General features: G+C 70.8%; 8 protein-coding genes and 1 tRNA gene. 3 read left to right on the forward strand and 6 right to left on the reverse strand.

Features of this window, described 5'->3' with window-relative positions:
* Positions 1–132 precede the first annotated feature (132 nt).
* Entirely contained in the window at positions 133–1,773 is a 1,641-nt protein-coding gene (locus ACLBWJ_RS06365) for a RecQ family ATP-dependent DNA helicase (RefSeq protein WP_447659920.1), read from the reverse strand.
* A 4-nt stretch (positions 1,774–1,777) separates the two neighbouring features.
* Complete coding sequence (locus tag ACLBWJ_RS06370) at positions 1,778–2,539, reverse strand: hypothetical protein (protein ID WP_447659921.1); 762 nt, start codon at positions 2,537–2,539, stop codon at positions 1,778–1,780.
* Positions 2,540–2,649: 110 nt separating this feature from the next.
* Here ACLBWJ_RS06370 and ACLBWJ_RS06375 point away from each other — a divergent pair, with 110 nt between their 5' ends.
* Together ACLBWJ_RS06375 and ACLBWJ_RS06380 are read left to right on the forward strand one after the other, a co-directional pair.
* Entirely contained in the window at positions 2,650–5,133 is a 2,484-nt protein-coding gene (locus ACLBWJ_RS06375; RefSeq protein ID WP_447659922.1) for an acyltransferase family protein, read from the forward strand.
* A 306-nt stretch (positions 5,134–5,439) separates the two neighbouring features.
* The gene (locus ACLBWJ_RS06380; protein WP_274178362.1) at positions 5,440–6,297 is read left to right on the forward strand and encodes a hypothetical protein; all 858 of its coding nucleotides are present in this window, start codon (positions 5,440–5,442) and stop codon (positions 6,295–6,297) included.
* Positions 6,298–6,344: 47 nt separating this feature from the next.
* On the opposite strand, the gene ACLBWJ_RS06385 is transcribed toward ACLBWJ_RS06380, so the two are convergent.
* The 4 genes from ACLBWJ_RS06385 to serS all read right to left on the reverse strand — a co-directional run bounded on the left by ACLBWJ_RS06385 (position 6,345) and on the right by serS (position 10,197).
* Positions 6,345–7,148 carry a hypothetical protein gene (locus ACLBWJ_RS06385; RefSeq protein ID WP_274178361.1) on the reverse strand — a complete coding sequence of 268 codons (804 nt, stop codon included), beginning with the start codon at positions 7,146–7,148 and terminating at the stop codon, positions 6,345–6,347.
* Between the two features lie 709 nt (positions 7,149–7,857).
* A tRNA-Ser gene (locus tag ACLBWJ_RS06390) sits at positions 7,858–7,945 on the reverse strand.
* A gap of 48 nt (positions 7,946–7,993) precedes the next feature.
* Complete coding sequence (locus ACLBWJ_RS06395) at positions 7,994–8,935, reverse strand: HAD family hydrolase (RefSeq protein WP_103841269.1); 942 nt, start codon at positions 8,933–8,935, stop codon at positions 7,994–7,996.
* Positions 8,932–10,197, reverse strand: coding sequence for a serine--tRNA ligase (gene serS / locus ACLBWJ_RS06400; protein WP_274178360.1), 1,266 nt, complete (start codon positions 10,195–10,197; stop codon positions 8,932–8,934). Before serS ends, ACLBWJ_RS06395 begins: the two co-directional genes overlap by 4 nt.
* A 115-nt stretch (positions 10,198–10,312) precedes the next feature.
* On the opposite strand from serS, the gene ACLBWJ_RS06405 reads away from it, so the two are divergent.
* Positions 10,313–11,503 carry a diacylglycerol/lipid kinase family protein gene (locus tag ACLBWJ_RS06405; protein WP_337994954.1) on the forward strand — a complete coding sequence of 397 codons (1,191 nt, stop codon included), beginning with the start codon at positions 10,313–10,315 and terminating at the stop codon, positions 11,501–11,503.
* Positions 11,504–11,513 lie beyond the last annotated feature (10 nt).

The following is an 11,513-nucleotide window of genomic DNA, read 5'->3' on the forward strand; positions in this document are numbered from 1 at the left end:
ACGCCCCCCATTCAGCCGCCACCGCCCGACATGTCGCCGTGCTCACCTGCACGCTAACCAGCCGCGAGCGGGCAACCGGCCGGAACGGGACGAGACTGGTAACCGCTCCCAGGGGCGAGTCGCGACCGGCGGTCAGGCGGGTTCGAGCAGACCGCGCTCGGCGACGAGCTCCGTGGCGAGCACCTTGTACCCCTGCGATTCGAAGAACACGGTGACACGGTCGTCCTCGACGGCCATCACTGTTCCCTCACCCCACTCGTGGTGGCGCACGACGTCGTCGACGCGGAAGGGACCGTCGGCGTGACCACCCCGTTCCTCCGAGGTTTCCTCGCGCGCCGCTCGGTCGTTCGCGGATGCCGCGCACGTGTCGCAGTTCTCGCACGGCTCGACGTAGTCCTGCCCGAAGTATCCGAGCAGCGTCGCCCGCCGGCACCGACGGGTCTCGGCATAGCTGCGGAGCATCTCGATACGGGAGGCGTCGATGCGTTCCCGCTCGGCCGACCTCTCCAACGCAGCGTCGACGGCGCGCTCCACGGTCATCCCCCGCCGCAGCGCGACCCCGGCGCGACTCGTCCGCATCGCGCCCGCATCGACGAGAACCGTCAGCAGCGCGGTCACGCGACGGGTCGACAGCCCGCCGGCCGCGGCGATCTCGGCGCGCGACCGCGTCGCGCCGGCGATGGCGTCGACGAGTCGCTTGAGCTCGCCCCGCTTCGGTGCCGACGCCGCGAAGAAACGTCGCAGCGACAGGTCTTCGGGCCGATAGTGAAGCGTCGCCGTCGCGGGCTCGCCGTCGCGGCCGGCGCGACCGAGCTCCTGGTAGTAGGCGTCGATGGAGTCGGGGATGTCGGCGTGGACGACGAAGCGCACGTCGGCCTTATCGATCCCCATCCCGAACGCGGAGGTGGCGACCACGACCTCGACCTCGCCGTCGTGGAACGCCTCGTGCACCCCGTGCCGCTCCTTCGCCGACAGGCCGGCGTGGTACGCGACGGCGTTGATCCCTCGTTCCTGCAGCGCCTCGGCGTACTCCTCGGTGCCGCGCCGGGTGGCGGTGTACAGCAGCCCCGGCTTGGGCAGCTCCACTACCTCGTCGATCACGGCGTCGCGCTTGCCCGACTTCTCGGAGTGACGGCGGACGTTCAGCTCGATGTTCGGCCGGTCGACGTCGCCCACGAGGATGGCCGGGTCGTCCATGCCGAGCCGCTCGATGATCTCGGTGCGGACGGGGCTGGTGGCCGTCGCCGTCATCGCGAGGATCGGCGGTCGCCCCAGACGCTCGGAGACCTCGCCGAGCATCAGGTAGTCCGGGCGGAAGTCGTGTCCCCAGGCTGCGATGCAGTGCGCCTCGTCCACGACCAGCAGCGAGACCCCGGCCTTGGCGAGCTCGGCGACGACGTCATCCTTCGCGAGCTGTTCGGGCGCGAGCAGGACGTACGAGGCCTCTCCCGACCGGATCGCCTCCCAGGCCTCGCGCTGGGCGCGCACGCCCCGGCTCGAGTTCAGGGCGACGCCGTCGGGCGCATCGGGCGCCTCCTCGATGCGCGCGAGCTGGTCCTCCTGCAGCGCGATGAGGGGCGAGACGATCGCGGTCAGGCCGGGCCGGAGAGCCGCAGCGACCTGGTAGACGGCCGACTTGCCCGCACCCGTCGCCCAGACGACCAGCACGTCTCGCCCGGCGACCGCCGCCTCGATGGCATCGAGCTGCTGCGGGCGCAGCTCCTCGAAGCCGAAGGACTCTCGGGCGACACGGGCGATCTCATCGGGCTGCACCGGCTCAGTCCATCGCGCCCGCTGCGACCGTGCACGCCGGTTGCGCCGGCGCTTCCGGTGTGGAAGGCGCGTCGTCGGCGGGCTGCAGCCCGCGCCGCTGCACACGGTCGTAGGACGGCTGGCGCAGCGCGCGCACCCAGGGGTAGACCCGCGCGCCGGGCAGCACCCGCCGCCCGGCGTCGAATCGGGGCTGCTCACCCGGCCATGCGGCGCGGGTCAGACGCACGAGCGCGAACGGACGCCACGGGCCGAGCGGTGAGGCGAACGAGAGCACGAGCCGCCAGTCCGCGGCATCCGGGCCGCCGTCCACGGTCGTCGCCGAGAGCAGCACCGGACCGCGACGACCGCGGTAGGGCAGCAGGATGCCGAAGCGTGCGCGCTCGGGCCGGCGCAGGGGCAGCAGCGCGTAGCGCAGCGGCACGCCCCGTCCTGTCGAGGCGAACTCGATGTCGCCGGCGTCGACCTCCGGTGATGCGAATTCGCCCGAGAGGCGCAGAGCGAGCCCGAAGATGTCGGGCAGGGCGTCCGGCAGCCCCACGGAACGCGACAGTCGGGCGACGACCCTCGCCTCACCCGACTGCGGTGGCTCGTCGATCCACGAGACGCCCGACCGGCGCTCGGGCCCGACCCAGCGGACCGTGCCCGTCAGCATCGTGCCGCGCACGTGGATCGGGCGCGGTCGACGCAGCATCAGCAGAGCGCCGAAGAACCCGCGGAGCAGCATTCCGGCGCCGCGGGCGAGAGGTGCTCGAGGAAGAGCTGTCATAGCACCACCGAACCCGATTTCCCGCATCTTGCGCACAGGGGTTGCGTTCGGACGTCGATGCGCTATGAGATCGCTCCCACTACACTCGGGGACGCCCTTCCGGACGCCATGTGAACAGCCCCACGCTCTCCCACCCGACGCCGCGACGCGACATCCAGGGCCTCCGGGCCCTCGCCGTCCTCGCGGTCATCGGCGCGCACGCGGTCGGCTGGCCACGTGGCGGATTCGTCGGGGTCGACGTGTTCTTCGTCGTCTCCGGCTTCCTCATCACCGGCGCGCTGCTGCGCGAGGCGCAGCTGACGGGCGGCATCCGCCTCGCCGCCTTCGCCGGTCGGCGCGCCCGCCGCATCCTGCCCCTCGCGGTCGTCGTACTCATCGCCACAGCGGCGAGCGCCTTCGTCGTCTTCAATCGCCCGCGCGCCGAGCAGACGCTCCTCGACGCCCTGTGGTCGGCGGGGTTCGCCGCGAACTGGCGATTCACCGCGGTCGGCACCGATTACTTCCACGCCGACGACGCGGTCTCGCCGCTTCAGCACTTCTGGTCGCTCGCCGTCGAGGAGCAGTTCTACCTCGCCTGGCCGCTGCTGCTCCTGCTGGCCGTCTCGCTCCTGCCCGCCGCCCGTCGTCGCGGCGCCGCGGCGACCGGGGCCGTGGCCGTGCTCGCAGCGGTCGTCGTCACCGCGTCGTTCGCGTGGGCGCTGCTGCAGAGCGCGGATGCCGCCGTCCCAGCCTACTTCTCCACCTTCACCCGCGCGTGGGAGCTGGCGGCCGGGGCGCTCATCGCCGCGGCGGTGCCGCTGCTGCGCCGCATTCCGCCCGTCGTCGGCGGACTCGTGTCCTGGATCGGTGTCGGGGGCCTCATCGTGGCCTTCGCCGTCATCGATCCCGAGGCGGGCGGATTCCCGGCTCCGTGGGCCGCCCTTCCCGTCGCCGCGACGGCGCTCGTGCTCGCCGGCGGCGTGCCGGGCGACCCGCGGCATCGGCACCTCTTCCCGCTGACGAACCCGGTGAGCGTCTTCGCGGGCGACGTGTCGTACTCGCTGTATCTGTGGCACTTCCCGGTCATCGTGTTCGCCGCGGTGCTGCTGCCCGCCCGAGAGGCCACGACGGCGCTCGTGCTGGCGATCACCCTCGTCCTGGCCGTGGCGTCGTACCACCTCGTCGAACGGCCGTTCCGGTTCGCGCCGTACGGCCGGCCCGTCGGCGGCGAATCAACGGAGACGCCGCTCGAGGATGCCGCCGCCGCACCGGTGCCCACTGCGGTCCGCCCTGCGGCGCCGGTTCGGGATGCCACGACGGTTCGGGATGCCGCGCCGGTTCGGGATGCCGCTCCGGCACCGGCTCCACGCGCGCTCAGCACCCGCCCCGCGGGCTGGACTCCCGGGACGCGGTACTACCCCGGGGCGCCCTCGGCCACGTCCACGAGCGCGTCGAGCGGCGCTCCTGGGCTGAGCCGCGCGGACCTCGGCGACGGCCCGGGCGTTCCGGAGGTTCCAGCGCCGCGCGCCATCGCAAGCCCCGAACCCGCCCCCGCCGCTGCGCCCGAGCCGGTGCCCGCTTCTGCGCCCTGGGCCGCGTGGCGCGCCCGCTTCGGCCCGCCGGCGCTGCTCGCGGCATCCGGGCTCGGCATCGCCGCCCTGGCCGTCGTGCTCGTCGTCCAGAACGTCTTCGGCGGTCTCACGGCATCGCTCGACGCCTTCCCGCCCGCGGGCGCCGCCGACGCCGCGAGCGACGCGGCGGACGCGGACCCCGGCGACCCGATCGCCGCCCTGCAGGCCGAGCTCGCCGCGGCCGCGACCGCGACCGAGTGGCCCGAGCTGCATCCCTCGCTCGACGAGGTCATGACCCGGTCGTCGGCGAGCAACCCGGCTCGCGACTGCTTCTCGCCCGAGGTGTCGCCGACCGCCGCGGGCTGCTCCACGGGCAGCTCCGACGCCCCGGTCCACGTCTATCTCGTCGGCGATTCGACCGCGATGGCCTACGCCCCGGCGTTCCGCAAGCTCGCCGACGACAGCGACGGCGGCATCCGCGTGACGACCGTCGGCCTCTACGGATGCCGTTTCACCGACGTCGCCGTGCAGAACGACGGCGCCGGCGTCATGACGGCATGCCCGCAGCGCAAGGCCGATGTCCGCGCCATGATCCTCGCCGACGCGCCCACCCTCGTCGTGATGTCGAACGCGTACACGCTCGGCCACACCCCCGACGGCGCCGACCTCTCGGCCGATGCGCTGCTCGCCGCCCAGGAGGCCGAAGCCGACACCTACGGGATGCCGGGCCGCATCGTGCACCTCGCGCCGCCGCCGGAGGGCGCCGATCTCGGGCGCTGTTACTCCCCCGCCGCCTCGCCGTACGGATGCGCGGCCGGCGTCTCGAGCACGTGGGGCCAGATGGAGTCGGCGGCCGAGCAGGTGGCGGCCGCATCCGGCAACCACGCGGTGAGCTCACTGCCCTTCACCTGCTGGGAGCTCGTCTGCCCCGCTTTCGCGGGCGACATCCCGACGCGGTACGACCGCACGCACCTGACCGTCGCGTACGCGGAGCACATCGTGCCCGCGCTGCGCGCCGAACTCGCCGCTCGCGGGCTGCTCTAGCCCGCGGAGCGAGACGCGGACGGGAGCCTTCATCCGTTTGGATGAACTTCGGGCCGTAATGCGCGGGGCACGTGCCACGGACGGCAGATCCTTCGCCCGACGCCGGTCGTGGTTTCGCCCGCGTTTCCGGGCGTCGGCAGCACCGGATCGTCGCGTCGGAGGCGGCCGCCAGCGACTCGCGCGTCCAGAGCAGCGCGAGCGGAGGACTAGCTTGAGGTGCCCGCTCGACGTGGCTGCTCTGGGGGCGCCACCTGACGACGCTCGTCGTGTCTGCGTGGCATCACACCGTTCAATCTGGAGATCCGCATGACCACCACTCCGCCGCCCTTCGGCGCGCCCGAAACGCAGCCCGCCCCTTACTACCCGCCTCAGCCCGCGGGGGTGATGCCGACGAAGCAGCGCAACATCGTCGGCATCGTCGCGCTCGCGATCTCCGCCGTCGGATTCATCTTCGCGTGCGTGCCCGCTGCACTGATCCTGGGCTGGATCCTCCTGCCGGCCGGCTTCATCCTGGGCATCGTCGCCGTCTGCCTGTCGGGCCGCGTCAAGTGGCAGGGGCTGACGGCGATCATCGTCTCGGTCGTGGGAACCATCGTCGGCTTCCTCGTCTTCACCTTCGTCGTCGCCACCGCGCTCTCGGACGCTGTCGATGAGGCGACGGGCGGAAGCACGACCGTGAACGAGGCCCCGGCAGGTGCCGCGCCGCAGGACGAAACGGCCGACGAGGCCACGAGCGACGCCCCTACCGGCACGCGCGAGGACCCCCTGCCGTTCAGCGCCTCGATCAGCAACAACGACTGGGACGTGATCCTCAACTCGTTCGAGCGCAACGGAAACGACGCTGTGATGGCCGGGAACTCGTTCAACACGGAACCCGGCGAGGGCACCCAGTACGTCATCCTCGACATGACAGCCACCTACAAGGGGAGCGGCGACGGTAGTTCTGCACTTGTCCAGGTCGAGTACGTCGCGGCGGACGGCACCGTCATCTCGACCTGGGACAACTTCGTCTCCGGTGTCGAGCCCACCTTCGGCACGGCGAGCTTGCTGGCAGGCGCCTCAGACACCGGCAAGCAGGTGTACCTCGTACCGTCCTCGCTTGATGGCCTCATCCGCGTGACGCCGGGAATCCTCGCCGACGAGGTCTACTTCCAGCTTCCGTGACCGTCAGCTGTTCGGCTGGGTACGTCGCCGTGCCCGGCCGAACGGGGCTATCCGCGGGCAGAGCCCCAGCTCTCACGCGAGGGGGAATCCGGCGGCGGCCGCGTCCCGCTCAATTCACGCGTTCGTCTCGCCGTGTCGACAACGAGCGACAGCCTGTCCAGCCCCGCCGATCCGGCCTCCACATGTCGCCAGGTTCGCGGGTCGGCGCGCGCATGCCCGATAGCGTTCATCATCAGCTCGAGCTCGCGCTTGTCCAACCCGGGGTGGCCGTCAACGTCATCCGGTCCCAGCAGCGTCGCGAGGAGAGCGAAGTCGCCGAGATGTCGGGCGCGGTTCCGGTCGAGCGGGACGGTGTAGGCGGCCGCCTTCGCGATCAAGGCGCCGAGAAGAGACGGCCGCGGCGCGCTTCCCACACGGTCTCCGATTCGCACCTGCACCGTTTCTGTTCGATTTACGGCTTTCTGTGCGCCAGGCGTTTCGATCGTCCGGCCGCCACCAACGCCAGTTCTGTTTGCCGCAACCGGCCCGAGATGCCGAGGGATGAGCACGTCGACAGCCGCTGCACCCTTGCGCCACCGGTGCTGAACTCCTGAACCGGTTGTCTCTGCTTCGAAACCGCGTCGGCTCAACGCGGCGGTGAAGACGCGAAGGATTTCCGGCTCCGACCGCACATCGAGGACAGTGTCTGCGTCGTCTGTAGGTCGCGCCATCGCAACACCTCGTTCGGCGCACCAGAGGTGCACCATTTGGCCTCCGACGATGGTCCAACCCGTCGCGAGCTCCTCATAGATGTCGAGCAAGGTCAGCCACGCTTGCTCCTGCGCCACAGTCATTGTCGGCAAGTCGATCATGTCAACCGTCGCCCACCTGTTTCCTGAAAAGCACGAGAGCTTGCTGCGCTTCCCGCGCTCCGCCTTCAGATAAGTCGGCCACGACGGCGAGCCAGGGCAGAGGGCGAGGCACTGGACCATCTACTGCTCGAAGAACGACATTCTCCGGGCCGACTGCAGGCAGCAGCAGGTGCTTCCTCTTGACGCTTTCAAGATCGAGCGAGTGAACGTACCCTTCTGCGAACTGGGCCGTGGACATCCCCGCCCGCGGATCGCTCGCCCCCGTCGCGATGACACGAGGGTCACCACCCACTCGGCTGGGCTCGGGGCCGGACAACCGCGACCGAACCGCCCGTCGCGCGAGGCTGGAGCGTATGACCGGCAGCGGGTCGGGGCTGTCCCGCAACTTTCGCCATCGCGATCGCAGACGGGAGAGTTCGGAAGGCGAGACCCAGTCCGGAGTCTTGCCTTCTGCCACAGCGATGAAGGCCCACGCCACCCGTGGACTGAAAGGCTGTCCCGCGCGGCGTCCGAACGAGGGAAGGCTCGCTGATTCCACCATCCACTGCGTACCGATGCGCTCGCCGCTGATGTCCTGAGAAGCGAGCATCGCGCGGACACGCCGCGGCGAGACGCCGAGTTGTGAGGCGGCATCAGCCACGCTGATCAAGCCCATGAACAGTATTATTCCACCGCCGGAATAATACTGTCAACGCGGCCTGGTCTGGCATGGCGGAGGGTGTGGGATTCGAACCCACGGGACATTGCTGCCCACCAGTTTTCAAGACTGGATCCTTCGGCCGCTCGGACAACCCTCCCAGCGGCGTGAACCGCTGAGCTTCGATCCTAGCCGCCCGCGGCCCCGGTCAGAGCGAGCGGAGGATGGCCGCGACGCCGCCCTCCTGAACCGACACGGTGGTCTCGGATGCCTCGGCCAGCAGTTCGGTCGCGCCCTGCGCCATCGCGATCGCCCGCCCGCCGCGCTCGCGCGCCCAGCGGAACATCCCGATGTCGTTGCGGCCGTCGCCCATGACGAGGACGTCGGCCGGCTCGATGTCGAGCCACGTGCGCACCCGCTCGAGCGCCGTGGACTTGTCGACGCCCTGCGGCGCGATGTCGAGCCAGGCCGACCAGCCCACCGCGTACGACACCTTGTTCAGGCCGATGCGGTCGACCAGCTCGACGAAGTCGGAGTCGGTCTCATCAGGAGAGACCACGACGACGCGGCACACCTCCTGCTCCGACAGCTCGGCGAAAGCGACCTTGTCGGCGTCGTGCAGGTTCCAGTCGTGGAGCTCCTCGGTGTAGAGGCGGCGCCCGTCGGGCAGCTCGACCATGTAGCGGGCGTGCGGCAGGTGCTGACGCAGCAGGCCGAGCACCTCGCTCGGGTCGAACGTCTCGATGAAGAAGCGCTCGTAGGCGAGCACGTCGGCGAAGTCGTCGTCGATCCGCTTGAGGATCACGGCACCGTTCGAGCACACGACGTAGTCGGGGTTCAGCGCGAGCGAGCCGAGGATGCCATGCGTCCCCTCCCACGAGCGTCCTGTCGCGAGCATCACCTCGTGACCGGCCGCGTGCGCGTCGGCGACCGCCTCCACCACGCCGGGACTGAGCGTCTCGTCCTCGAGCAGCACGGTGCCGTCGATGTCGAGCACGATCATCAGGCGCGAGGCGCCGGCGACCGCCGGCATGACCTCGGCGACGTCCTCGACGATCTCGGCCGCATCGCGCGGCGCGACGACCTCGATGCCGCCCTCGTCGGGAAGCGCGTCGGGCGCCTGCGTCATCCCGCCGTCGGCGCCGGTCATGCGATCGGCTCCGCGACCTCGAGGCCGCCGAGATAGGGCCGCAGCACCTCGGGGATCACGACCGAGCCGTCCTCCCGCTGATGGGTCTCGAGAAGAGCGACGATCCACCGGGTCGTGGCGAGCGTGCCGTTGAGGGTCGCCACCGGCTCGGTCTTGCCGCCGTCGGGGCGGTGACGGATGTCGAGGCGACGCGCCTGGTACGTCGTGCAGTTCGAGGTCGACGTGAGCTCGCGGTACGCGCCCTGCGTGGGCACCCACGCCTCGATGTCGTACTTGCGCGCCGCGCTCGAGCCGAGGTCGCCGGCAGCGACGTCGATGACGCGGTACGACAGCCCCAGGTCCTGCAGCATCCGCTCCTGCATCTCGACGAGGCGCAGGTGCTCGGCCGCCGCGTCGGCGGGCGTCGTGTAGACGAACATCTCCAGCTTGTTGAACTGGTGCACCCGGATGATGCCGCGCGTGTCCTTGCCGTACGAGCCGGCCTCGCGCCGGTAACAGGTCGACCATCCGGCGTAGCGCTTGGCGCCGCGCTCGAGGTCGAGGATCTCGTCCATGTGGTACCCGGCGAGGGGGACCTCGCTCGTGCCGACGAGGTAGGCGTCGTCCTCCTCGAGGTGGTACACCTCGGCGGCGTGCTCACCGAGGAACCCGGTGCCCCGCATGACCTCGGGACGCACGAGCGTCGGCGGGATCAGCGGCGTGAACCCGGCGGCGAGGGCACGGTCGAGGCCGAGCATCATGAGCGCGATCTCGAGGCGCGCGCCGATGCCGCTGAGGAAGTAGAAGCGGCTGCCGGCGACCTTCGAGCCGCGCTCCATGTCGATGGCGCCGAGCTTCTCGCCGAGGGCGAGGTGGTCGAGCGGCTCGAAGTCGAACGACGGCGGCTCACCGTGCGTGCGAAGCGTGACGAAGTCGGCCTCGCCGCCCGCGGGCACATCATCGATGACGATGTTCTCGATGCGGGCGAGCGCGGCGTCGGCGGCCTCCTCGGCGGCGGTGACGGCCTGCTGGGCCTGCTTGACCCGTTCGCTGAGCTGCTTGGCCTCGGCGACGAGCGCGGCCTTCTCGTCCTTCGGCGCTTGCGCGACCTTCTTGCCGTGGGCGTTCTGCTCGGCACGGAGCCGCTCGAACGTCGTGATGGCCTCGCGGCGCTCGCGATCGGCGGCAATGGCGTCATCCACGCTCTCCGACGAGTTCCCGCGCTTCACCTGCGAGAGTTTCACCAGGTCGGGCTGTTCACGGAGCAATGCGAGGTCGATCACGCGTCAAGTCTAGGGTCGCCCGCATCCGCGCAGCCGGATCAGCGCACCCCGTACCGCCGCGGCCGTCCGGCGCAAGGGGCAATCCGCCACGGGCGGCCACCCCTAGGGTGTAGCCATGGCGACCGAGTCCGACGACACCTCCTCGCGGGAGCGCTCCGACGATCCCACCTCCCAGACCCCCGACCCGGAACAGGCGGCGGCTCCCGACGACGTCATCCGCGAGCCCGAGGACGTCGCGCCCGACACGACCGACGGTGAGACCGGCGAGGCACGCCGCGTCGGCCCCGAGGGCGAGACGGAGCCGATGTCGGGCGGCTCGGAGAAGCCCAATCCCAAGGCGGCCCTCGTCTACAACCCCATCAAGGTCGACGGCGACGCTCTGCGCGAGCAGGTGCTCCGCGCCGCCGAGGCGGCCGGGTGGGAGGAGCCCCTCTTCTACGAGACGACGGTCGACGACCTCGGCGACGACGTCACGCGTCAGGCGCTCGAGTCGGGCGTCAACGTCGTGCTCGTGGCCGGCGGCGACGGTACGGTGCGTGCCGTGTCGGGAGAGATGAGCGGCAGCGGCATCCCGCTCGCCATCGTCCCCAGCGGAACGGGGAACCTGCTCGCCCGCAACCTCGGTCTGCCCCTCACCGAGCCCGAGACCATGATCGAAGCGGCCTTCAGCGGCGACCGGACCGCGATCGACGTCGGCTGGGCGCGGATCACCCGCGAGAGCGGCGAGGTCGAGAAGCACGCGTTCGTCGTCATGGGCGGCATGGGGCTCGACGCGGCGATGATCGCCAACACCAACCCGCAGCTGAAGAAGTCGGTGGGCTGGGTCGCATACGTCGACGGCGCGACGCGCTCGCTCGTCAACGCCAAGCCGTTCCGCGTCGTCTACCAGCTCGACGGGCACCGCATGCACGCGGCTCGCGTGCAGAGCGTGCTCTTCGCGAACTGCGGGTCGCTGCAGGCCGGCATCGCCCTCATTCCCGAGGCTTCGATCACCGACGGCCAGCTCGATGTCGTCATCATGCAGCCGAAGGGCTTCTGGGGCTGGCTGCTCGTGTGGCGCCGCGTCGCGTGGGATAACAGCTTCCTGCGGAAGTTCCGGGCCGGACGCCGTGTGCTCGCGCTGCGGACGAAGGACAACGCGGTCGTCTACTCGCGAGGCCGCGGCGTTGCGCTCGCCCCGCAGGAGCCGCACCCCGTGCAGCTCGACGGCGACGAGTTCGGCGAGGCGAAGCACGTGCAGACGCGCATCGACCCGCGGGGCCTCATCGTCGCCGTGCCCGCCGGTCACACGCTGCCCGGCGACTGAGCCCCCGTCC

Source organism: Microbacterium sp. M4A5_1d, from assembly GCF_053345465.1.